Here is a 21,040-nt window from a genome sequence, read left to right as displayed (position 1 = left end):
TTGGGGCGGGCATACCGCACCGGTCGCGTCTGGTCTTCTTTCCACGCGACACCATATCCGGGTCAGTGTCAGGCGTCGAATGAACCGTTTCGGAAATCCAGATCGTAACCGCGCCGTCGCCGTATGGCTGTTCGCCACGGCCGCCGTCGTCTTCCTGATGGTGGTGATCGGCGGCATCACGCGGCTGACCGGCTCGGGCCTGTCGATCACGGAGTGGAAGCCCATCATGGGCGCCATTCCGCCTCTGAACGACGCGCAGTGGGCCGAGGCCTTCGAGAAATATAAGCAGATCCCGCAGTACGCGCAGGTCAACGCCGGGATGAGTCTGGGCGAGTTCCAGGGCATCTTCTGGTGGGAATGGCTGCACCGGCTGATCGGGCGTCTGGTGGGTATGGTGTTCGCCCTGCCGCTGATCGTCTTCCTGCTGTGCCGTCTGGCGCCGGCTCGCTCGGTATTCCACCAGTGGGCGATGCCCAATCGCCTGATCTGGCGCTGTGTCCTGCTGCTGGCCCTAGGCGGCCTTCAGGGGCTAATCGGATGGTGGATGGTGTCCAGCGGCCTGTCCGAGCGTGTCAGCGTGGCGCCCGAGCGTCTGGCGACGCACCTTGGCCTGGCGTTCGTGCTGTTCGCCGCCCTGATCTGGACGGGTCTGGAGGCCTGGAACGGCGAGGATCACGGCCGCCCGCCGTCGGGTTGGGCGAGGGGCGCCGGCCTGCTGCTGGGCGCGGTCTTCCTGCAATGTCTGCTGGGCGCCCTCGTGGCCGGCGGTCATGCGGGGCTTGTCTATACCGACTGGCCGCTGATGAACGGCGCCGTTTTGCCGCCGGCCGACTGGAGCCTGGGCGCGGCCGCCTTCCTGCATGATCAGGCGCTGACGCAGTTCAATCACCGACTGGTCGCCTATGGTCTGCTGATCGCCGTCAGCATCTATGCTTTCCAGGCGTGGCGGTGGCGCGTAGCGGAGGGAATGGGGCTCGGCGCCTTCATGCTTGCGGGTGTGATCTGGTTCCAGGCTCTGCTGGGGATCGTGACCCTGCTGCACGCGGTTCCGGTGTGGCTGGGCGTGCTGCACCAGGCAGGCGCCGCGATCGTGCTGGCGACGGCTACCGTGAACCTATGGTTGGTGCTGCGGGCTCAGCCGCGCATCTTCATGTCCGGACCGAGGACCATGGGCCTCTGATCGCCAGCGTCATGCCGGGGTACATGATGTTGACGAACAGCACCTCGCCATCCGGCGAGAAGCAGGCGCCGGCAAACTCGGAGTTGCCGGTGAAGACGTTGCGGCCGATCGTATAGACCTTGCCCTCTGGCGTGACGCCTTTCAGGTGGTTGCGGACGTCCGAGGAATAGTTGTCCTCGCACAGGATCAGGTGTCCCCAAGGCGCGACGGTGATGTTGTCGGCCATGTTCATCGTCTTTGGATCAGTGCTCTCGACGAACAGCTGAAGACGATCGGCGGCGCCGCTCAGGCCGGGAACCAACCGCATGACCTGACCGCGGCGGATTGGCCCGCCCGAGGTTGCGGTGAAATACAGCTCGTCATCGCCCCACCAGACGCCTTCGCCCCGCGCAACCCAGGCCGCGCCGGCCGCATGACCGCGCTTGGCCAGGTCGCCATTGGGAGATTCGACGTCGTCCAGATCAATCCATTCGATCTCCCTCCAGTCGCCGACAGCCCAGGTGCGACTGTCCTGATTGCGGGTGTCGGCCGAGGGCGCGCCTTTCCAGGCCATGGCCTGAAGCCGGCCGCCCTCGATCAGCTTGCCGGGCGCATTGGGAATGAAGCGATAGAAGAGGCCGGCGTTGTCGTCTTCCGTCAGATAGACGACGCCGTTGCGAGGATCGACGCAGACGGCCTCGTGATCGAACCGGCCCATCGCCTTGAGCGGCACGGGATCGACCAGACCCGTCGCGGTCGCCGGCACTTCGAACACCCACCCGTGGGCCTTGGTCACATCGGCGTCGGCCGGCGTCTCCAGCGTCTCCTCGCAGGTCAGCCAACTGCCCCAAGGCGTCGGACCGCCGCAGCAGTTGGTCGAGGTGCCGGCCAGCGTCAGATGTCGGCTGACCATCCGGCGGGTCGACAGATCATAGATGATGGTGGAGCAGCCGCCGGGCAGGGGGCGGCCATTCTTGTAGGTATCGTAGCCCCGGCTGGCGTCCAGCAGGTCAAGCCGTTCCTCACGAAGGCCGCCAGGACCCAAGTTGCGATGCAGGCTGCTGGAGCCCTTCAGCTCGTGATTGACGACCAGGGCCACGCAAGACCCTTCCAGCGGGAAACAGGCCATGCCATCAGGCTGCCCCGGAGCGAACAGGCCGTCGTCCATCGTGTCGCCGCTCTGGGCGACGACCTGATAGGAAAAGCCTTCGGGCAGATCGAGCAGACGATTGGGATCGCGCATCAGCGGTCCGTAGCCATGGACCTCGTTGACGTAGGTCTCTTCACCCGTCTGAGCGGCGGCATGACGCGCCAATCCCGAGAAGGCGGCGGCTGCGCCCGTGGCGATCAGACCACGACGATGAAGGATCATGAGGGCTCCAAAGCTGTCGCCGTTGCGATGCCCTCCTATAATCATGGTTTGATGACGTTTTGTGCTACGCCGCAACGCTGCTTGTGCTCTTGGCGTTGGGTATTTTAATACCGCATTTGAAAAGCTTTGTTTAAACAGTACGTTGTGGCAGATGCGGTGTTGTCGCGTGCGTTGACGCGACCAATCGTCTCCTGTATCAGCGCGCCTTCATTCGGTTCCCTCGGGGGCCGGACCCGATTTTCGTCTCCAGGAACCCCCTCATGCTGAAGAGCACTACGGCTTCGTTGAAGCCGGCCGAGGTCGAGAAGAAGTGGATCCACATCGACGCCGAAGGCGTCGTGGTGGGCCGCCTTGCGACCTTCATCGCCAACCGTCTGCGCGGCAAGCACCGCGGCGACTACACCCCGCACGTCGATTGCGGCGACTATGTCGTCGTCACCAACGTCGACAAGGTGGTGTTCACGGGCAAGAAGAACACCGACAAGATCTACTATCGCCACACCGGTCACCCGGGCGGCGTCAAGTCGACCACGCCTGAGAAGGTTCTGGGCGGCCGCTTCCCCGAGCGCGTGCTTGAAAAGGCCGTCGAGCGCATGCTGCCCAAGGAAAGCCCCTTGGCCCGCAAGCAGATGACGCACCTGCGCCTGTTCTCTGGCAACCAGCACGACCACGAAGCCCAGCAACCGGAAACGATCGACTTCAAGTCGGCGTCGCCCAAGAACACCCGGAGCGTCTGAGCATGACCGACGTGACCAACACCGAAACCGCAACCGGCTTCGACGCCCTGAAGGGCCTGAGCTCTTCGGTCGAGAACGACGCGCCCGTCTATGTCCAGAAGCTGGACGCTCAAGGCCGCGCCTATTCGACCGGCAAGCGCAAGAACGCCATCGCTCGCGTCTGGGTGAAGCCCGGCACCGGCAAGATCACCATCAACGGCAAGGACCAAGAGCAGTATTTCGCTCGTCCCGTGCTGCGCATGATGATCGCCCAGCCGCTGACCGTCTCGGACCGCGCCACGCAGTATGATGTGATCTGCACCGTCGAAGGTTCGGGTCTGTCGGGCCAAGCCGGCGCCATCCGCCACGGCCTGTCGCACGCCCTGACGCACTTCGAACCGGAACTGCGCAAGGTCCTGAAGCCGCACGGCTTCCTGACCCGCGACAGCCGCGTCGTCGAGCGCAAGAAGTACGGCCGCGCCAAGGCTCGCCGCAGCTTCCAGTTCTCGAAGCGCTAATCGCGTTTACGCGGTTTGGATTTGGGGCGCTTCGGGGAGACCCGGAGCGCCCTTTTTCTTGCGCCTTTGCTCCTTAAGCGGAGAAGGGACGGGAGAGGCAGATGACCTACACCATCTTCATCGACGGCGAGGCCGGCACCACGGGGCTGGAAATCCGCGAGCGCCTGGAGGCACGCCCGGATCTGGAGCTGATCCTGCTGGGCGATCGTCGTCGCGATATCGAGGCGCGGCGCGGGGCCTTGAACGGCGCCGACGCCGTGATCCTGTGTCTGCCTGACGACGCGGCGCGAGAGGCCGTGTCTATGATCGACAACCCGTCGGTCAAGGTGATCGACGCCTCGACCGCCTATCGGGTCGCGCCGGGCTGGGCCTATGGTTTTCCTGAAATGGATGCCGGGCAGCGTGCGCTGATCGCCCGCTCTCAGTTCGTGTCGAACCCCGGCTGCTATCCCACGGGCTTCATCGCTCTGGTGCGGCCGCTGGTGAAGGCGGGTCTGGTTCCAGCCAACTATCCTGTCACGGTCAATGCGGTGTCGGGCTATTCCGGCGGCGGCAAGGCCATGATCGCCGAGTTCGAGGCGGCCCCAAAAGGCAGCGGGGGCGCTACGACCGCCTATCGCGCCTATGGTCTGACGCTGAGGCACAAGCATGTGCCCGAAATGACCAAACACACAGGTCTGAGCCGAGACGTGCTGTTCACGCCGGCGGTCGGAAACTATCGCCAGGGCATGCTGGTCGAGGTTCCGCTGCATCTGGCGGCCCTGCCGGAAACCCCTTCTGTCGAACGGCTGCACGGCGCTCTGGTCGAGGCCTATGACGGCCAGCGTTTCGTCGAGGTCGCCGACCTGGAAGAGACCGAGGCCATGACCGGCATCGAGCCCGAAGGCCTGAACGGCACCAACCGCCTGCGCTTGCATGTCTTCGGCGCTCGCAATGGCGAGCAGGCGCGGCTGGTCGCTTTGCTCGACAATCTGGGCAAGGGCGCGTCGGGCGCGGCGGTGCAGAACCTGAACATCATGCTGGGCCTGGATGAGGCGACCGGTCTGATGTGAGGTCTGAAACCATTCCGCGACCTTTGTCGTATCAGGGACATGACCCAGTCCCTGATCCTGCATCGCCGGGGCCTTCTAATGGGCGCCGGCGCGCTCGCCCTGTCCGCCTGTTCGCCTGAGATGTCCGAAGCCGGGGAGGGGCAGTACGCAGCCTCGCCCTATCGTCGGGTGTCCGATGCGGATTGGCGACGACGCTTGGGCGACGCCTCCTGGCGCGTGATGCGGCACGAGGGGACGGAGCGTCCCTATTCCAGCCCGTTCAACGATCAGCATGCGCGCGGGACGTTCGTCTGCAAGGGCTGCGATCTGCCGCTGTTCCGATCGCAGTGGAAGTTCGATTCCCACACCGGCTGGCCCAGCTTCTATGACATCATCGCCGCCAATATCGGCAAAAAGCGTGACCTGGCCATCGGCATTCCGCGCACCGAATACCACTACGCCCGCTGCCTGGGACACCAGGGGCATGTGTTCGATGACGGTCCGCGTCCGACGGGGCTGCGCTACTGCAACAACGGCGTGGCGCTGAAGTTCGTCTCGGCCTAGGCCCGGTGTGCGCGGACGGCTGAATCGACGGTCAGGCCGAAGATGACCGAGGCGATGATCACCAGCAGCCCATAGTCGTGACCGGCGAAGAATACGGGCGCGCAGGCCATGGCGATGACGATCAGTGGAAACAGTCCGGCCCACACCGCCGTGCCAGGCGTGCTGACGTGGATCAGCGGCTGAGCGACCGGTCGTTTCATCGCGCGCGCCATCCGTTCGTTGAGCAGGACAAAGGCGGCCGCGCAGATGACAGCCGAGATCAAGTATTTGACCGTATTGCCCGGTTCTCCGAACAGGCTGGCCGTCATGATCAGCAGGATCAAGGCGACGCCTGTGCTGACGGCGAGCAGGGCGTTGGGTTCGAGACGGTTCAAGACTTCACTTTCACATAGCGGCCCGGCGCCGGCTCGATGGGCTTGAGCGGGCCCTTGGCGGGGTCGCGGGCGGGGATTTGCTTACCGGATCGCGCGCCGAGCCAGGCCGACCAATGCTCCCACCAGCTGCCTGAATGTTCGACGGCTTCTTCCTGCCATTCAGCTAAGGTGGCGGGCAGGGCAGGGTTGGTCCAGTGCTGATACTTCTTTGCGGCGGGGGCGTTGATGACGCCGGCGATGTGACCTGACCCGGCCAGGGTGAAGGTCACATCCTTGCCGCCGAACAGTTTGGCGGATCGATAGACCGAGTTCATCGGCGCGATGTGATCCTCTCGGCTGGCCTGAAAATAGAGCGGGATCTCGACCTTCGACAGGTCCGCCGTCAGGCCGCCGATCTCGAACTGCCCCTTGGCCAGGGCGTTGGCCCCATACATCTGACGCAGATAGTCCAGATGCAGCGCCTTGGGCATGCGGGTCTGGTCGGCGTTCCAGAACAACAGGTCGAAGGCGGGCGGATCCTTCCCCATCAGATAGTTGCTGATGAAGAAGGACCAGATCAGGTCGTTGGACCGCAGGGCGTTAAATGTTTCCGCCATGGCTGCGCCCGGCAAGACGCCGCCCGCCGCATCCATCTGACGCTCGATCTCGGCGATCCAGTGTTCGTCGGTGAATAGCAGCAGGTCGCCGGCCTCGGCGAAGTCATGTTGAGCGGCGAAGAAGGTGGCGGCGGCGATGCGCTTGTCGCCCTTGGCCGCCATATGCGCCAGACCAGCGCCAAGCAGGGTGCCGCCGATGCAATATCCCACGGCGTTCAGTTGCTTGGTTCCCGCCTGCTCCAGCGTCTTCTCGACCGCGCGATAGATGCCCTTTTCCAGATAGTCGTCGAAGCCGAAGCCGGCCTTGTCCTTGTCCGGATTGACCCAGGAACAGACGAAGACAGTGAAGCCCTGAGCCGACAGCCAGCGGATCAGCGAGTTCGCCGGCTGCAGATCCATGATGTAGAATTTGTTGATCCAAGGCGGAAAGATCAGCAGCGGGATTTCGTGCTGGGTCTCGGTCGTCGGCGCGTATTGGATCAGTTCGAACAACTCATCGCGCCAGACGACATGGCCCGGCGCCGTGGCGACGTTCTCGCCGACGACGAACTTGCCGTAATCGGCCTGGCTGATGCGCAGCGATCCGCCGCCACGTTCAAGATCCGCGGCGAAGTTCTGCATGCCCTTCACCAGCGATTCGCCGCTGGTCTCCGCCAAGGCTTTCAGCGCGACGGGGTTGGAGGCCAAAAAGTTCGACGGCGAGAAGGCGTCGGTCAGCAGGCGGGTGAAGAACTGGGCGCGACGTTTCAGCGTGGGATCGACGTCCTCGACCCCGGCGATCAGGCCGTTCATCCAGTCCGACGTCAGCAAATAGGATCGCCGCATCATGTCGAACATTGGGTTTTCGGACCATGCCGGGTCCTTGAACCGCTTGTCGACCGGTGCGGGATCGGGCGCCTCGCCGGCCGCCTGACGCGCCGTCGACGACCAGAGCTGCATATAGCGGCCAAACAGGTCGGCCTGGGCTTGAATCATCTTGTCGGGCTGGGCCGCAAGGCTGGTCATGACTGACGTCATGGCTGGTGCGACGTTGAAGGGATCGGCGGAAAGGGCGGCCGGCCGATCGGCCTGGGTCAGCGCCGCCTCGGCGATCGCGCTCTGGGCCATCATGGCCGCCTTGGCCAGATTCATCGACAGGGTTTCGATCAACTCGGCCTGGTTGGGCGTCGCTGCGGTCGGTTCAGGAGTCGGCTCTGCATGAGTTTCTGAGGCGGCATCCCGCGTTTCGGCAGGTTTCGACCTGGGCTGGCGAGGGGGGCGTGGCTTGGCCGACGTCGGACGTCCGGCCTTGCGTGCGGGGCGGTCGGGGGCGTCTGTCGGCGTTATGGGGGTCTTGGCCATGATCGTCCTTCGCGCTTCCGGCGTCAGAGGGCGGTTCATCCGCCCTTCCGCGCACCGCGATGATGGCATAAGACCATCAAGGAAATGAACGCGTCGCACTCGAAAAAGATGATCCTGATCGCTGCAGCCGCGATCGCGACGCCATTGAGCGGCTGTATTGGCGCATCCGCCTCGAAGACTGAGGCTGTCTCGCCGCTGGCGCCGCGTATCCAGGAACTGGTCGACGCCAATCGGCGCTATCCGCGCTGGGAGGACTTTCCGACAGCGCCGACCGATCTGCCGCCGGTCACTCAGGTCGCGTCGAATGTGCAGCGTCTCCAAGGCGACAGCGCGACGCTGACCAGCGAGATCGCACGCATCGACTGGACGCTCGGCGACGCCGAGGCGCTCGCCGCCGAAACACGCGCGGCCGTGAACGCCGTTCCGGTGTCGCCCGACGCCGTCCGGACCCAGGCGGATATCGAGGCCTTCGCCCAAAGTCTGCGTGACAGGGCAAAGGCTCCGCCGCCGCTCGACCGTCGCCCGGCGCGATGAGCGGTCGCGCGGGATGCAGAATCCCGCGATAACGCGCCGATGGCAGACGACAGCGGCGCAAAGACACTGAACGCATTCCTCGGCGTGTCTCGGTCCCTGTCCGGGCGCTCCTGGCGTCAACGTCCGGCCGACGCCGCAACGACGCGCGCGCACATGCAGACCCTGAATCTGGAAGAACCGCTGGCCCGGGCCTTGGCCTCGCGGGGCGTTCGCGCAGACCAGGGCCAAGATTTCCTTACCCCGACCCTGCGCGCCCTGTTTCCCGACCCGTCCAGCTTCATGGATATGGACGCAGCGGCCGATGCGATCCTGAACGCGTTACAGGCCAAGGCGAATATTCATGTGTTCGCCGACTATGACGTGGACGGCGCCTCCAGCGCGGCGCTGCTGGTGCGTTGGTTCCGGACGATGGGGCATACGCTTTCGATCTATGTTCCGGACCGGATGACCGAAGGTTACGGCCCCAGCGCCAAGGCCTTCGATACGTTGAAGGCGTCGGGCGCCGATCTGGTCATCACGGTGGATTGCGGGGCTGCGGCGAACGAAGCCCTGGCCCATGCGGCCGCCATCGCCCTTAACGTCGTCGTTATCGATCACCACCTGATGCGCAGCGAGCCGCCGAGGGCGTTGGCGGTCGTCAACCCAAACCGGCCGGGCTGCAACTCTGGTCAAGGAAATCTGGCGGCGGCGGGCGTCGTGTTCGTGCTTCTGGCGGCGCTGAACCGGGAGGGGAGGCGTCGGGGCCTGTTCGCCGAGAGGCCCGAGCCGGACATTCGTCAGTGGCTGGATCTGGCGGCCCTGGGCGCGATCTGCGACGTGACGGGCCTGACAGGCTTCAATCGCGCCCTGACCGGCCTTGGTCTCAAGGTCATGAGCGACTGGCGTAATCCGGGTCTGCGTGCCCTTCTGGCGGCGGCCGGCGCCGAACCGGGACCGGCCAAGAGCAATCATGCCGGTTTCATCCTGGGGCCGCGCATCAATGCCGGAGGACGGATCGGTCGCTCCGATCTGGGCGCACGGTTGTTGTCGACGGATGATCCGGCCGAGGCCGAGGCCCTGGCGATCGAACTCGATGCAATGAATCTATCGCGGCGCGATGTCGAGCGGGCCGTCACCGAGGCGGCCATTCGTCGCGTCGAGGCGACCGGCGCACATGCCGACGAGAGCGCCGTCGTCGTGGTCGCGGGCGAGGACTGGCATCCGGGCGTCGTCGGGATCGTCGCCGGCCGTTTGCGCGAGCGCTGGCGCAAGCCGGTGATCGTCATTGGCGTCGATCCCGTAACCGGTCTTGGAAAGGGCTCGGGCCGGTCACAGCCAGGCATGAACCTGGGACGCGCGATCCAGGCGGCCTGGGAGAGCGGGATCCTGCTCGCTGGCGGCGGTCATGCCATGGCGGCAGGCCTGACGATGGACGGTGCGCTCGTGCCCGAGCTGACCGCCTTCCTGAACGAGAGCCTCGCTACCGAAAGGGTCGAAGCTGTCGCACAGGACGTGCTGGAGATCGACGCCCTGATCGACCCCGCGGCGGCGACGCGCGATCTGTTCGAATCGTTCGAGCGTCTGGCCCCATTCGGCCCTGCCAACCCGGAACCCAGCTTCGCCCTGAGCGGGGTTCAAGCCCGCGAACCCGTCGCCATGAATGGCGGTCATGTGCGGTGCCGGCTGGTCGGTCCAGATGGCGCGTCGGTCAAGGCCATCGCCTGGCGCTGCGCCGATCTGCCGACGGGCCAGGCCTTGTTGTCGGGGCAGGGCGGGCTGAGCATTGTGGGCCGGCTGAAGGCTGATGACTGGAATGGCCGCAAGGGCGTGCAGTTCGAGATTGAGGATGTCGCCGATCCTCGAATGATCTGACGGCGGTTCCAAAAAACTGAAAATCCACGCTTGCACCGCTCCGAGGGCGCGGCTATATCGCCGGCTCTCCCGCGCAGCGGTCCCTTCGTCTATCGGTTAGGACGTCAGGTTTTCAACCTGAAAAGAGGGGTTCGACTCCCCTAGGGACTGCCACGCGGGCAGGACTACGGTTGAGCCTTTAAGGCTCCCGGCAAGCAGCCTAGCTCGGATAGCACAAGAGACTGGCGATCATTCGCCATCGCCTGCGATCCCTCAAACGCAAGCTTCTGCATAGACGCGCATTTTCCGCTTTTCAAAATTTCGCGGAACGGTGTTAAATATAAAACGAGTCCGCTGGAGGCGCGGGCGGGGGTTTTTAAGTGTCTGACTTTAGAGAGACGGAAACGGCGCAGACCGTTCGCGTCACTGGGCGCGTGAAGTGGTTCGACGCCGTCAAGGGCTACGGTTTTATCGTCCCTGACGATCCGACCCTGACCGAAACGAGAGATGTCCTGCTGCATATCAGCAGCCTGCGGGATCTCGGCCGTGATGCGGCCGACGAAGGCGCGACCATCATCTGCGACTGCGTCAAGCGCGCCAAGGGTTGGCAGACGATCGAGATCCATGATCTGGGCCAGGGCGAAGCGACGCCGGCCGTGCGTCGACCCGTGACTTCGGTGCCGCCGCGGCCGGTGGCCGAAAGTGACGAACAACTGGAGACCGCCTTGGTCAAATGGTTCAATCGCACCAAAGGCTACGGATTCGTCGTGCGTGATCGTGAGCCGGGCGATATCTTCGTCCACATCGAAACCCTGCGTCGTTGCGGCCTGGATGATCTGATTCCTGGCGAGGCGGTGCGGGTGCGATTCGCCAACGGGCCCAAAGGTCTGGTGGTGGCGGACATCAGAACGGGCGAGTGATCCAGCGCCCAGGAGAGGCGTATGATCAAGGCGACGAGACGTTTTGCACTGGCGGGGCTTATGATGCTCGCGCTCGCCGGATGCGCGGCCAAGGCGCCGGTCGGTCCCAATGGCGAGCCGCTGCAGAAGCTGGCCGTCGTGACCACGTCGGGCGAGCATCAGTTCTGGGTCGAAATCGCCGACGAAGAGCCCGAACGCCAACGGGGGCTGATGTTCCGTCCGCCGCTCGAGGCCGACCGCGGGATGCTGTTCCAATGGCCGGGCGAAGCGCCGCGCGAGCAAAGCTTCTGGATGCGCAACACGCCCAGTTCGCTGGACATTCTGTATATCGATCCACAGGGCCGGATCGTCTCCATCGCTTCGCACGCCACGCCTTTCTCCGAGGCGCCGATCCCTTCCAATGGCGCCGCCAACGGCGTCTTGGAACTGCGGGCAGGGCGGGCGGCCGAAATCAACGCCAAGCCCGGCGACAAAGTTTTGCATCCTTATTTCAAGCCTTGATTGCGGATTGCGTCGCGAAGTGCCAATAGAGCGCTCCGTTCGGTCCGGGGTGTAGCGCAGCCTGGTAGCGCATCTGGTTTGGGACCAGAGGGTCGGAGGTTCGAATCCTCTCGCCCCGACCAACGGAAGGCCGCTGGATCATATGTCCAGCGCGCGTTATGGCAGGGTCACAGACCCCGCCGTCACTGAGGATTTCGCCATGTTGGCTCGCATCTACCGCCCGGCCAAAACTGCGATGCAGTCGGGCAAGGCCAAGAGCCGCGACTGGCGGCTGGAATTCGAACCGGCTTCGGCGCGAACCATTGATCCGCTGATGGGCTGGACCAGCTCCACCGACATGAACGGCCAGGTTCGTCTGAGCTTCGAGTCGAAGGAAGAGGCGATCGAATACGCCGAGCGCCACGGCATCGCCTTCCGTCTGCACGAGCCGAACGATCCGCCGGTGATCATCAAGGCCTATGCCGACAATTTCGCCACCAACCGCAAGCAGTCCTGGACGCACTGACGCCTGACGTCTTGCCAGAGCGCCCATAGCTCAACCGGATAGAGCACCCGCCTTCTAAGCGGGATGTTGCAGGTTCGAGTCCTGCTGGGCGCGCCATCTCCGGCGCATTCTAGGGGCTGATCCATGACTGACAATCAGACCTCGTCCGATCAAGCCGTCCGTGTCGCCGCACTCTACCGGTTCGCGCGGGTGGCCGACCCCGAAGCCGTACGCAAGACGCTTCAAACGGTCTGCGACGCTGGGCAGGTGAGGGGGACCCTGCTCGTCGCGCCGGAGGGTCTGAATGGCACCATCGCAGGATCGGAAACAGCCATCGCAGCGGTGCTGTCCACGATCCACGCCATGCCAGGATTCGAGACGCTCGAACTCAAATATGCCTGGACAGACGCCCTGCCGTTCCACCGGATGAAGGTGCGCGTCAAACGCGAGATCGTCACCATGGGACAGCCGGATCTGGACCCACCCAATCAGGCGGGCGTCTACGTTACGCCCACGGACTGGAACGCGCTGATCGCCGATCCCGAGACCTTGGTGATCGATACGCGCAACGACTACGAAGGCGAGATCGGCGCGTTCGAACGGGCCGTCCAACCCAATACCCGCAGCTTTCGCGATTTTCCCGACTGGTTCCGGAGCGAAGGTCGCGCGCTGATTGAGCAGACCGGCGCCAAGCGCGTGGCCATGTACTGCACCGGCGGCATTCGCTGTGAGAAATCGACGGCCTTCCTGAAGGCTGAGGGCGTGCAGAACGTCCATCATCTGGAAGGCGGCATCCTTCGCTATCTTGAGACGGTGGATGAAGATCAGAGCCTATGGCATGGATCATGTTTCGTCTTTGACGAACGCGTGTCGGTCGGGCACGGCCTCAGCCAAGGTCCCCACACCTTGTGCCGGGGATGTCGTATGCCAGTGGATGAGGCCGGTCGTGCTTCGCCTCACTATGTCGAGGGCGTATGCTGCGAGCGCTGTCACGACGCCCGCGACGAGGTCCAGCGGCAGCGATATGCCGAGCGTCACAGACAGATGGAGATGGCCCGCGAACGCGGCGAAACCCATCTGGGATCAGCTCAGAAAGACTAAGATCCCCTCATCGCTCGGGCGGGCGAGGGAAGAAGGCGCTGGTGCGGGCGGCATAGGCCTCGAACGCCTTGGGTCGCGACTGTCGCATATGCTGTTCCAGCAAGGGCACGCCGGACACCTGGGTCAGAAGCCAGTACATGTAGGCCGGCCCGATCAGCGCCAGCCAACCCCAGGGCCATTCACCGCTCAGATTGATGGCGAACACCGGCCAGGCGCACCAACTCACCCATTCGAAGAAATAGTTGGGGTGGCGTGACCAGGCCCACAGACCGACATCGCAGACGCCACCCTTGTTGCCCGGATCGCGTTTGAAGGCCGCCAGCTGGCGATCGGAAACGGCTTCTCCAACCAAGGCCCCGACAAAGATCAGTGTCGCCACGGCATCCTGAAGCGTCAGGCCCGGCGCCGGGTTGCGCGCCGCCGCCATCACGCTGAGCGCCAGGAAGGCGGCGGCTCCAGCTTGCAGCATCAGGAAGCCGAACATCTTGACCTGAAAGCCGGCGCCCCAGTCCTCTCGCAGACGTGCGTAGCGAGCATCTTCGCGCTCCTCGTGGGCGGCGCGAACAGCGATGTGGGACCCCAGCCGCAAACCCCAAAGGCCAATCAGAAGCGCTGCAAGATACTGGCGCAACGACGGAGCGGCGCCGTCGATTGGGAAGAGGGCGACGCCGACGCCAGCCGCTGCCAGTCCAAGCGACCAGAAGGCGTCCGCCCAACCGCCCTTGCCCGTTCGATTCTGAACCAGCCAGGCTGTAGACATGACCACAACGAGACATAGGGCGGCGACACCCCAGATGGTCGCAAGAGCGGTCACAGGCGAACGAAGGGCTGGATCAGCTTGCCCAGCCATCCATCCAGCTGAATCTGACCGTCAAGCGCGACGACGCACAGGCACGGCTCGTCCGACACCACACGAGGTTGGTGCAGCACGTCCGGGTCCGCCTCTTCGAAATCGCCCACGTCGAAACGTTCGGTTTCGGTCGCATAGGCGCCGGAGATGACGCAGGTCAGCTCGACGCCGCCATGCGTGTGTTTTGGCGTCTCACGACCCGATTCGATCTTCAGAAGAATGACACGGCAATCGCCATCCCGCGGCGCATGGACGTCGCGCACGCGCATGCCGGGCCCGACCCAGCGCCATGGGCCCAGCCCATAGCGTCGCAATGGCTCGGGCAGCTCGGGCATATCGTTCAGGGGCGCGCTGTGCCTGGCCTTGCCGGCATCCGTCTCGATCCGCGCCATCGCCAAGGCGAGCGCATCATTCGACAAGGGGGAGGGGGGAGTCTCGTCCAAGAACTCGCCGCCGACCGACTGTAGGTCGCGCACCCAGGCGTCATTGGCCGGGCGCATCGCCAGATGCGCCGCCATCACCACAGCCTCGGGCGGGCTGAGCGTGCCGGCCGCATAGGCCAGCAAACGTTCTTCGGAGGGATTGCGCTGAGGTTTCATCGCGCAGCCTCCTCAGAGGGCGCGAGGATCAGACGAAGCTTGGTCATGGCGTTACGAATACGGGATTTGACGGTGCCGAGCGGGAGGCCGAGATGTTTGGCGATTTCGGAATGAGAGTTGTCCATGAAGAAGGCCAAACGCAGGACTTCGACATGGTCAGCGCTGAGCCGTGCCAGAGCGTCGCGCACGCGATCCGCGTCTTGCGACATCGACAGCAGTTCATCGGGCCGGCGGACGTCGTCCCCCGCCAGCTCGATTTCGGGCGTCGGCAAGGGTCGCGCGTCACGGCGCAGCATGTCCAGCCGACGGTTGCGAGCGATGGTGAAAATCCACGTGGCGGCGCGCGCCTTTGACGAATCAAACAGGTCGGCCTTGCGCCACACGGTCAGCATGGCGTCCTGCGCGAAGTCCTCGGCCGCGCCGGGCGTCGCGCCCGACTTGATCAGCCAGGCCTTCAGCCGCGGTGCGAAATAGGCGAAGAGCGCAGCGAAGGCGTCACGATCGCGCCTCAGGGCGATCTGTTCGATCAGCCGATCGTGCAGCAGCGGATCAGGCAAGCTGTCGAGCGCCTTCACGCGGTTGGACCGACATGGCGTTGATGCGAAGGACGACGGCTCGGCATGCATGAACACTAATACGCTCAGCGGAAATGTCTGGATCAATCGCGATCCGAACATGACGGCGACCCGTAATCCGTTCATGCCCTAGCGATTGCGCTGCGGCGTATCTTTCGGAGTTTTCATGCCCCTGTCGTCCGCGACGCCCTCTGCCGAACGTCAAAAGATCGCTGTGGTCGGATCTGGCGTCGCCGCCCTGTCTTCGGCCTGGCTTCTGTCGAAACGTCATGACGTGACGATTTACGAAAAGGGCGACCGCCTGGGCGGGCATTCCAATACGGTGATGGCCAGCGTGCCTTCCGGCGACATTGCGGTCGACACTGGCTTCATCTGCTTCAATGACGCGACCTACCCCAATCTGATCGCCCTGTTCGAGCATTTGGGGATCGCGACACGCGCGACGGATATGTCGTTCGCTGTCTCGCTGGATGACGGACAGTTCGAATATGCCGCGCCAGGCTTGTTTGCTCAGCGGCGCAATGCCCTGCGCCCTCGCTTCTGGTCGATGCTGAGCGAAATCCTGCGCTTTTATCGCGATGCGCCCAAGGATTTGGCTGCGATGTCCGATTCCTCGCTGACGCTCGGCGACTACCTGAAGCGCGAAGGGTTCAGCGAGGCGTTCCGCGACGATCACCTGCTGCCCATGGCCGCCGCGATCTGGTCATCCCCGGCGCACACGCTGATGGACTATCCGGCCGAGTCCTTCATCCGTTTCTGCGGCAATCACGGCTTGCTGAAACTTGTGGGGCGCCCGCTGTGGCGCACCGTCGAGGGTGGCAGCCGCGTCTATGTCGAACATCTCGCCCGCGCGATCCAAGACATTCGTTTGGACCACGGCGTCACGGCTGTGCGGCGTAGCGACCAGGGCGTCTTCGTTCACGACAGCCAAGGCGGCGTCGAGCGCTACGACCAGGTCGTGATCGGGTCCCATGCCGACCAGGCTCTGGCGATGCTGGCCAAACCGACGGCGCGGGAGAAGGCGCTGCTCGGCGCTTTCCGGTACAGCCGAAATCTGACCGTCCTGCATACCGACGCCAGCCTGATGCCGCATCGTCGTCGCGCCTGGGCCAGCTGGAACTATATCGGCGCGGACGACGGCCTCTGCGTCACCTATTGGATGAACCGTCTGCAAGGTCTGCCGGGCGACGACCTGTTCGTCACCCTGAATCCGCCGCGTCCGCCGCGCGCCGACACGATTTTGCGTAGCGAGCTCTACGAGCATCCCATCTTCAATCCCGCCGCCATACAGGCTCAAAAGCAGTTGTGGAGCCTGCAAGGGCAGGGGGGCGTCTGGTTCTGTGGGGCCCATTTCGGCGCGGGCTTCCACGAGGATGGCCTGCAATCCGGCCTCGCTGTCGCCGAACAACTCGGCGGCGTGCGTCGCCCGTGGTCTGTCGCCAACGAAAGCGGTCGCATTCATTTGACGACGCCGATGGGCGCTCAGCTGGAACGCGCCGCGTGACGCTCGGCTCGGCCCTTTATCGCGGCCGGGTCATGCACCGACGCCTTCGCCCCAAGATCCACGAGCTGAACTATCGCGTCTTCTGGCTTCTGCTCGACCTGTCGGAAATCGATGATTTGGATGCGCGCCTGCGCCTGTTTTCACGCAATCGGTTCAATCTCTTGTCTTTCCACGACAAGGATTACGGAGACGGTTCTGGCGCGCTGCGTCCTCAGGTGGATGCGTGGATGGCTCAAGCCGGCATCGATCTTGAGGGCGGGCCTATCCGGTTGTTAACCATGCCGCGCGTCCTCGGATACGTCTTCAACCCGATCAGCATCTACTATTGCCATTGGCCCGATGGACGGTTGGCCGCCATGGTGTACGAGGTGACCAGCACCTTCGGCATCCGACACGCCTACGTCATTCCGATCCCGATCGAAGATCAGGCCGCAGGCGTCATTCGTCAGGGCGCGGCGAAGGCGCTCTACGTTTCGCCATTCATGGGCATGGAGATGGATTACCAGTTCCGTGGCCATACGCCGGGCGATCGCCTCGACATGACCATCGATGGGCTAGATGCCGGGGGCGTGCTTATCACGGCCGCTATGGCGGCCAAGCGGGAACGCCTGGATGATCGCAACATCGCTGCCGCGACAGCGGCGATCCCACTGATGACGTTTAAAGTGGTCGCGGCGATCCATTGGGAAGCCCTGAAGCTGTGGCTCAAAGGCGTCGGTGTGACCCGACAGCCTAAGCCGGCTGAAGAGCCAGTGACGATTCAAAGCCAAGTTCAAGAGAGCCGTCTGCGACGCTGAAAAACTAGATCGCGTTATCGCCTAAGATATATTATGTGAAGCGATGCAAACGTGATCGTGTCGAATTGAGCCGTGTTTAACCTGAAATTCCTTAGTGTTGCGGCGCTTCGCTTCCTTTAACCTGAGACTCTAGTTCTGATACGGCGAATACATTGCAGGCATAGTGCTCCAGTCCCAGTTCTGTCCCTATGGTTGCAACAGCGATCACTCCATTGACGTTTTGTGCCTCTGCAAAGCCGTCAGCGACCACTTCTGTAGCCTCGTTGGGACGCCCGCCTTCATAGCGAGCTTCATGTGGCTCAACCAAGTGGCAACGAAGACGCTCGCCCGCCCAACCCATAGATTTCGAGAGTAATCAGCCGCCAGCACCCAAGGTTAGTCCTGATCAAGGCCCGGTTCGATCGAACCGCCGAGCGGCACTTCCGGACCCGGAATGTCTGCGCGGACAAGCCGATGCGCCGCTGCGGCAAGCTTGTGTCGCATCTGCGCGGGTCGGCGCCACGGTCGAAGGCTGTCGGCTGCCGAGATGGGATCGCCTAGATGGTGTTCGGCGACGAACCGGGAAAAGGCGCCGTGACTGCGTGATCGAAGCGGACGCAGACGATCCCAACCTTCATCCCGCAGATGTTCGATGCCGGCGCTGATGCCGCCGTGGGCCATTATCGCCTGGGTGACCTGCATTTCTTCGCACCCCAGCCAGTGCGCGATCAGCCGGTTGCGAAACACGCCGATACACGCTCCTCCCGCCGCGTCAGGGCCCGCCCCCGTATCCAGGGTCAGGTCGCATTCGCTATCGAAGCCCTGCGACCGGTTGTTGACGTTGCTGGACCCGATGCGAACAGAACGGTCATCGACGACGGCGAGCTTGGCGTGGACGATGATGATCCGGCCATTGCGGGTGACGGGGCTGTAGGCGCTGAACCGCCCATGCCGGTCCGCGTCTTCAAGCCTCTTGAGAAACGTCGAGCGCGTCTTGTCCATGGTCATCTGGTCAAACCAGCTTGGCGAATGCCGGGTCGACACCAGGATCACCTCCGGACCGTCGGCTTCGTCGAGCCGCTGGGCAATGGCCTCCGCCACGATGGGCGAGGTGAAATACTGGTTTTCGATATAGAGGGTCGTTTTGGCCGAGGCGATCGCGGCCAAGGTGGCCGCCTCCCCTTGCCTCAGCTCCGGGAAATCTTTCCACGGCGCCTGGGTTCGGGACACGCCGATCTCGACGTTTTCCAGATCAGGCTTCACGTCGGCCGGCCAGACGTCGGAAACCGTTTCAGCCGGCGCAGCAAGCATCTCTCCGGTCGCTCTCGCCCACCGTTCGCGGAAAAGATCACCCAGAGTGGGCGCCGGCGGACCGTCGATCATCGCCATGACCTCATGGCGGCAATCGTAGCAGGGCGTCCCTTTGGCCGTCTTCCCGCGACGCGGGTCGGGGTGAAGGTGTTCGGGACTATCCCACCGGTCGGGACCTATGTCGCAACTGCCGCAGAAGGCCACGGCGTCATCGACGATGATGACCTTCTGGTGGTGGGAAGCGCCTGGCGGCAAGGTTCCGTCCAGACGAAAATCGACGCGCGTGTCGGCGAAGAAGCGACGACTGCGCCAGGGAAAGAACCGCTGAGTGGCCGCAACGGCGACGGGCGACTTCCAACACAGGATCCGGATTTCGAGCTCCGGCCGGGCCTCGGACAAATCTTTGAGGAAGCTGCCGATTGTTTGCGGAGCCGAACCGTCCGTCGGCTCATGATCAAGGATGGTGTCGGGATCAAAGGCCCAGTTCAGGAAGTGGATGGACCGGCTCGCCTGGCTCATCGCCGCCTTTGCGGCCGCCAGATAAGGCTCCATGTCTACCAGCAGCGCGGCGCGGGGCGCGACTTCGGCGCGCCAGCAGGTGGTTCCGACTTCCAGCATCTCGACGTCTCCCGACAAAAATCGCCCGGTGAGCCGGTCGCATGAACTACAGCATCTAGAAGGTGACGCGACGCCGCCGAAATGCATCGGCAGCGTCGCGACGTTTGTCTTATTGGGTCCGCGCTGCGGCGTCGGCCGCCGCATCGGTCTTGCGCGCCGCGGTATCGGCGGCGGCGTCGGCGTCGGCTGCCGCGTCCTTGGCCGCAGCCGCGGTGGCGTCGGCGGCGGCGTCTGCATTCGCGGCTGTGTCGCTGGCCGCCGAGGCGACGGTGTCGCCGGCGTTGTCCGCAGTGGCGGCGGCGTTTTTCTCGGTCCGGTCGGAGCAGGCCGCCAAGGCCAAGGCGGCCGCAGCGGCGATGTACAGGATGCGCATTGTCTGTTTCCTCTTGCTGATCCAGCGGCTTATCCGCCTTTGATTGCAGCGTCGTCAGGCTAGAACGAAGGCCTGCCGATGGCGACAGACATTTTCTGTACTGGCATGATGCGTCGAGCGTCTGGCGCCAAGTCGCCCGGGCGTCGCAGCTGGCAAGCCCCCAATTCGCCATCGCGCCAGCAGCGGACATTTCGAACGCTGCCTCAAGCCGACATTCCTTACGTAAGTTTAGGAGGGCTGGGCGAGTGCGATCCTCTAAGCGCTAATCCCCCTCGTCGCCCACGGGTTGGTGGGTAAAGCCTTTTGCTCCACTCAAAGACTTGGCGTCTCGGCCGATTTCGACGTCGCTTTCGGCATAGGCGATCAGCAGGCGCGACAGGTCTTCCAGCGCGCTTTCGTGAATGCGTTCATAGCCGTGGCTGGCGTCAATGCCGAAGGTGACCAAGGCGGTCCGGATGTCGGCGCCGGCTTCCAAGGCCGAGGCCGAGTCGGAGCGATAGTACCGGAAGACGTCCTTCTGGTGCGGGATATCGTGGGCGCGGGCCAGTTGAACCAGTTTGCGTGACAGGTGCCAGTCGAAGGGACCTGTCTGGTCGGCCATGGCGATGGTGACGCCGAACTCTGAGGAGTTCTGGCCGGGCGCGGTCGTGCCATTGTCGACCGTCACCATGGCGGCGACATCCGGGATCAGCACGGATGATGCGCCCAGCCCGACCTCCTCGGCGATCGTGAACAGCCACCAGGTATCGACTGTCGGCGTGCGATCTTCGCGGATCATGCATTCCAGCGCGGCCAGCAGCGTGGCGACGCCCGCTTTGTCGTCCAGATGGCGCGAGACGATGAAGCCGGTGTCGATGAACTCGGGCTGGGGATCGATGGCGACGATGTCGCCGACGTCCACGCCAAGCGCCAGGGTGTCTTCGCGGCCGTGGGTCACGGCGTCGATGCGCAGCTCGACCTGGGCCCAGTTTACCGGCTGAGTGTCCACCTCTTCGTTGAAGGTATGGCCGGACGCCTTCAACGGCAGGATGGTGCCGCGATAGGCGCCGCCTTCGGAGAAGATCGTCGCCCGCGCCCCCTCGGCGAAACGCGACGACCAGTGACCGATCGCGACCAGTTCCAGCCGGCCGTTGGCCTTCACCTGTTTGACCTGGGCGCCCAGGGTATCGACGTGGGCGACGATGGCGCGCGCCGGTTTTGGCGTACGGCCCGGCAGTCTTGCGCGAAGGGCGCCGCGGCGGGTCATTTCATAGTCGAGGCCCAGCCGCTCGAGTTCTCGGCACAAGAGCCAGACCGCCTCGTCCGTGTAGCCGGTCGGGCTGGGCGTGTTCAGCAGGTCGGCCAGGCGGGCCTTCAGGTAGTCGAGGTCTATCGCGGGGCGGGCCAAGGGGCC

Annotated in this window: 22 protein-coding genes and 3 tRNA genes; 16 read left to right on the top strand and 9 right to left on the bottom strand. The window is 64.0% G+C overall.

The genetic code is table 11. From position 1 onward, the window contains the following. The first annotated feature begins 79 nt into the window (after nucleotides 1-79). On the top strand, nucleotides 80-1,180 hold the full coding sequence (locus tag O2K97_RS09770) for a COX15/CtaA family protein (protein WP_269219116.1): 1,101 nt from the start codon (nucleotides 80-82) through the stop codon (nucleotides 1,178-1,180). Here O2K97_RS09770 and O2K97_RS09765 read toward each other — a convergent pair. Next, nucleotides 1,149-2,531 carry an alkaline phosphatase PhoX gene (locus O2K97_RS09765; RefSeq protein ID WP_269219115.1) on the bottom strand — a complete coding sequence of 461 codons (1,383 nt, stop codon included), beginning with the start codon at nucleotides 2,529-2,531 and terminating at the stop codon, nucleotides 1,149-1,151. The two genes, O2K97_RS09770 and O2K97_RS09765, sit on opposite strands and share 32 nt — an antisense overlap. Nucleotides 2,532-2,791: 260 nt before the next feature. Here O2K97_RS09765 and rplM point away from each other — a divergent pair, with 260 nt between their 5' ends. The 4 genes from rplM (at nucleotide 2,792) to msrB (ending at nucleotide 5,360) form a co-directional block, all read left to right on the top strand. Beyond that, nucleotides 2,792-3,268, top strand: coding sequence for a 50S ribosomal protein L13 (gene rplM / locus O2K97_RS09760; RefSeq protein WP_055809236.1), 477 nt, complete (start codon nucleotides 2,792-2,794; stop codon nucleotides 3,266-3,268). 2 nt (nucleotides 3,269-3,270) lie between these two features. Further along, entirely contained in the window at nucleotides 3,271-3,765 is a 495-nt protein-coding gene (gene rpsI, locus O2K97_RS09755; RefSeq protein WP_017503896.1) for a 30S ribosomal protein S9, read from the top strand. A gap of 101 nt (nucleotides 3,766-3,866) precedes the next feature. Next, entirely contained in the window at nucleotides 3,867-4,817 is a 951-nt protein-coding gene (gene argC / locus O2K97_RS09750) for an N-acetyl-gamma-glutamyl-phosphate reductase (protein ID WP_269219114.1), read from the top strand. A gap of 39 nt (nucleotides 4,818-4,856) precedes the next feature. After that, nucleotides 4,857-5,360 carry a peptide-methionine (R)-S-oxide reductase MsrB gene (gene msrB, locus O2K97_RS09745; protein WP_269219113.1) on the top strand — a complete coding sequence of 168 codons (504 nt, stop codon included), beginning with the start codon at nucleotides 4,857-4,859 and terminating at the stop codon, nucleotides 5,358-5,360. On the opposite strand, the gene O2K97_RS09740 is transcribed toward msrB, so the two are convergent. Next, complete coding sequence (locus O2K97_RS09740; protein WP_269219112.1) at nucleotides 5,357-5,734, bottom strand: hypothetical protein; 378 nt, start codon at nucleotides 5,732-5,734, stop codon at nucleotides 5,357-5,359. The genes msrB and O2K97_RS09740 overlap by 4 nt on opposite strands. Beyond that, nucleotides 5,731-7,671 (bottom strand): class I poly(R)-hydroxyalkanoic acid synthase, encoded by a 1,941-nt coding sequence (gene phaC / locus O2K97_RS09735; protein WP_269219111.1) that lies wholly within the window; start codon nucleotides 7,669-7,671, stop codon nucleotides 5,731-5,733. The genes O2K97_RS09740 and phaC overlap by 4 nt, the downstream gene beginning before the upstream one ends. 84 nt (nucleotides 7,672-7,755) lie before the next feature. Here phaC and O2K97_RS09730 point away from each other — a divergent pair, with 84 nt between their 5' ends. The 9 genes from O2K97_RS09730 (at nucleotide 7,756) to O2K97_RS09690 (ending at nucleotide 13,041) form a co-directional block, all read left to right on the top strand. Beyond that, complete coding sequence (locus O2K97_RS09730; protein ID WP_269219110.1) at nucleotides 7,756-8,205, top strand: hypothetical protein; 450 nt, start codon at nucleotides 7,756-7,758, stop codon at nucleotides 8,203-8,205. A 39-nt stretch (nucleotides 8,206-8,244) separates the two neighbouring features. Further along, on the top strand, nucleotides 8,245-10,056 hold the full coding sequence (recJ, locus tag O2K97_RS09725) for a single-stranded-DNA-specific exonuclease RecJ (protein WP_269219109.1): 1,812 nt from the start codon (nucleotides 8,245-8,247) through the stop codon (nucleotides 10,054-10,056). A 78-nt stretch (nucleotides 10,057-10,134) separates the two neighbouring features. Then, nucleotides 10,135-10,209: transfer RNA gene (locus O2K97_RS09720), tRNA-Glu, on the top strand. Nucleotides 10,210-10,415: 206 nt separating this feature from the next. Next, on the top strand, nucleotides 10,416-10,955 hold the full coding sequence (locus tag O2K97_RS09715; protein WP_269219108.1) for a cold-shock protein: 540 nt from the start codon (nucleotides 10,416-10,418) through the stop codon (nucleotides 10,953-10,955). Nucleotides 10,956-10,976: 21 nt separating this feature from the next. Continuing rightward, entirely contained in the window at nucleotides 10,977-11,456 is a 480-nt protein-coding gene (locus O2K97_RS09710; protein ID WP_039245153.1) for a DUF192 domain-containing protein, read from the top strand. A gap of 45 nt (nucleotides 11,457-11,501) precedes the next feature. Further along, a tRNA-Pro gene (locus tag O2K97_RS09705) sits at nucleotides 11,502-11,578 on the top strand. Nucleotides 11,579-11,655: 77 nt separating this feature from the next. Then, nucleotides 11,656-11,961: an ETC complex I subunit gene (locus tag O2K97_RS09700; RefSeq protein ID WP_039245189.1), complete on the top strand. Its 306-nt coding sequence runs from the start codon at nucleotides 11,656-11,658 to the stop codon at nucleotides 11,959-11,961. A 19-nt stretch (nucleotides 11,962-11,980) separates the two neighbouring features. Next, nucleotides 11,981-12,057: transfer RNA gene (locus O2K97_RS09695), tRNA-Arg, on the top strand. 27 nt (nucleotides 12,058-12,084) lie between these two features. After that, a complete protein-coding gene (locus tag O2K97_RS09690; RefSeq protein WP_269219107.1) occupies nucleotides 12,085-13,041 on the top strand; it encodes a rhodanese-related sulfurtransferase in 957 nt (318 codons plus the stop codon). A 7-nt stretch (nucleotides 13,042-13,048) separates the two neighbouring features. Here O2K97_RS09690 and O2K97_RS09685 read toward each other — a convergent pair whose 3' ends face one another. Genes O2K97_RS09685 through O2K97_RS09675 form a run of 3 tightly spaced genes read right to left on the bottom strand, consistent with a single transcriptional unit; the run spans nucleotide 13,049 to nucleotide 15,152 of the window. Beyond that, on the bottom strand, nucleotides 13,049-13,801 hold the full coding sequence (locus O2K97_RS09685; protein ID WP_269219106.1) for a DUF1295 domain-containing protein: 753 nt from the start codon (nucleotides 13,799-13,801) through the stop codon (nucleotides 13,049-13,051). 50 nt (nucleotides 13,802-13,851) lie between these two features. Beyond that, nucleotides 13,852-14,490 carry a ChrR family anti-sigma-E factor gene (locus tag O2K97_RS09680; RefSeq protein ID WP_269219105.1) on the bottom strand — a complete coding sequence of 213 codons (639 nt, stop codon included), beginning with the start codon at nucleotides 14,488-14,490 and terminating at the stop codon, nucleotides 13,852-13,854. Then, the gene (locus O2K97_RS09675) at nucleotides 14,487-15,152 is read right to left on the bottom strand and encodes a sigma-70 family RNA polymerase sigma factor (RefSeq protein ID WP_258522504.1); all 666 of its coding nucleotides are present in this window, start codon (nucleotides 15,150-15,152) and stop codon (nucleotides 14,487-14,489) included. Before O2K97_RS09675 ends, O2K97_RS09680 begins: the two co-directional genes overlap by 4 nt. 79 nt (nucleotides 15,153-15,231) lie before the next feature. On the opposite strand from O2K97_RS09675, the gene O2K97_RS09670 reads away from it, so the two are divergent. Continuing rightward, nucleotides 15,232-16,569 carry an NAD(P)/FAD-dependent oxidoreductase gene (locus tag O2K97_RS09670; protein WP_269219104.1) on the top strand — a complete coding sequence of 446 codons (1,338 nt, stop codon included), beginning with the start codon at nucleotides 15,232-15,234 and terminating at the stop codon, nucleotides 16,567-16,569. After that, a complete protein-coding gene (locus tag O2K97_RS09665) occupies nucleotides 16,566-17,366 on the top strand; it encodes a DUF1365 domain-containing protein (RefSeq protein ID WP_269219103.1) in 801 nt (266 codons plus the stop codon). The genes O2K97_RS09670 and O2K97_RS09665 overlap by 4 nt, the downstream gene beginning before the upstream one ends. Nucleotides 17,367-17,741: 375 nt before the next feature. Here O2K97_RS09665 and O2K97_RS09660 read toward each other — a convergent pair whose 3' ends face one another. The 3 genes from O2K97_RS09660 to O2K97_RS09650 all read right to left on the bottom strand — a co-directional run bounded on the left by O2K97_RS09660 (nucleotide 17,742) and on the right by O2K97_RS09650 (nucleotide 21,034). Next, entirely contained in the window at nucleotides 17,742-19,361 is a 1,620-nt protein-coding gene (locus tag O2K97_RS09660) for a phospholipase D-like domain-containing protein (protein WP_269219102.1), read from the bottom strand. A 22-nt stretch (nucleotides 19,362-19,383) separates the two neighbouring features. Further along, entirely contained in the window at nucleotides 19,384-19,647 is a 264-nt protein-coding gene (locus O2K97_RS09655) for a hypothetical protein (protein WP_269219101.1), read from the bottom strand. Nucleotides 19,648-19,909: 262 nt separating this feature from the next. Then, a complete protein-coding gene (locus O2K97_RS09650; RefSeq protein ID WP_269219100.1) occupies nucleotides 19,910-21,034 on the bottom strand; it encodes an osmoprotectant NAGGN system M42 family peptidase in 1,125 nt (374 codons plus the stop codon). Nucleotides 21,035-21,040 lie beyond the last annotated feature (6 nt).

The organism is Brevundimonas vesicularis, from assembly GCF_027105095.1.
GTDB lineage: Bacteria > Pseudomonadota > Alphaproteobacteria > Caulobacterales > Caulobacteraceae > Brevundimonas > Brevundimonas vesicularis_E.
This window is presented reverse-complemented; position numbering and strand designations above follow the sequence as displayed.

What these genes read in the sequence shown, in the direction of transcription:
- O2K97_RS09765 (WP_269219115.1), bottom strand. Translation starts at nt 2,531, where the DNA reads ATGATCCTTCATCGTCGTGGTCTGATCGCCACGGGCGCAGCCGCCGCC.
- O2K97_RS09670 (WP_269219104.1), top strand. Translation starts at nt 15,232, where the DNA reads ATGCCCCTGTCGTCCGCGACGCCCTCTGCCGAACGTCAAAAGATCGCT.
- phaC (WP_269219111.1), bottom strand. Translation starts at nt 7,671, where the DNA reads ATGGCCAAGACCCCCATAACGCCGACAGACGCCCCCGACCGCCCCGCA.
- argC (WP_269219114.1), top strand. Translation starts at nt 3,867, where the DNA reads ATGACCTACACCATCTTCATCGACGGCGAGGCCGGCACCACGGGGCTG.
- O2K97_RS09710 (WP_039245153.1), top strand. Translation starts at nt 10,977, where the DNA reads ATGATCAAGGCGACGAGACGTTTTGCACTGGCGGGGCTTATGATGCTC.
- rplM (WP_055809236.1), top strand. Translation starts at nt 2,792, where the DNA reads ATGCTGAAGAGCACTACGGCTTCGTTGAAGCCGGCCGAGGTCGAGAAG.
- O2K97_RS09660 (WP_269219102.1), bottom strand. Translation starts at nt 19,361, where the DNA reads ATGCATTTCGGCGGCGTCGCGTCACCTTCTAGATGCTGTAGTTCATGC.
- O2K97_RS09685 (WP_269219106.1), bottom strand. Translation starts at nt 13,801, where the DNA reads ATGTCTACAGCCTGGCTGGTTCAGAATCGAACGGGCAAGGGCGGTTGG.
- O2K97_RS09690 (WP_269219107.1), top strand. Translation starts at nt 12,085, where the DNA reads ATGACTGACAATCAGACCTCGTCCGATCAAGCCGTCCGTGTCGCCGCA.
- recJ (WP_269219109.1), top strand. Translation starts at nt 8,245, where the DNA reads ATGGCAGACGACAGCGGCGCAAAGACACTGAACGCATTCCTCGGCGTG.
- O2K97_RS09680 (WP_269219105.1), bottom strand. Translation starts at nt 14,490, where the DNA reads ATGAAACCTCAGCGCAATCCCTCCGAAGAACGTTTGCTGGCCTATGCG.
- O2K97_RS09700 (WP_039245189.1), top strand. Translation starts at nt 11,656, where the DNA reads ATGTTGGCTCGCATCTACCGCCCGGCCAAAACTGCGATGCAGTCGGGC.
- O2K97_RS09770 (WP_269219116.1), top strand. Translation starts at nt 80, where the DNA reads ATGAACCGTTTCGGAAATCCAGATCGTAACCGCGCCGTCGCCGTATGG.
- rpsI (WP_017503896.1), top strand. Translation starts at nt 3,271, where the DNA reads ATGACCGACGTGACCAACACCGAAACCGCAACCGGCTTCGACGCCCTG.
- O2K97_RS09655 (WP_269219101.1), bottom strand. Translation starts at nt 19,647, where the DNA reads ATGCGCATCCTGTACATCGCCGCTGCGGCCGCCTTGGCCTTGGCGGCC.
- msrB (WP_269219113.1), top strand. Translation starts at nt 4,857, where the DNA reads ATGACCCAGTCCCTGATCCTGCATCGCCGGGGCCTTCTAATGGGCGCC.
- O2K97_RS09730 (WP_269219110.1), top strand. Translation starts at nt 7,756, where the DNA reads ATGAACGCGTCGCACTCGAAAAAGATGATCCTGATCGCTGCAGCCGCG.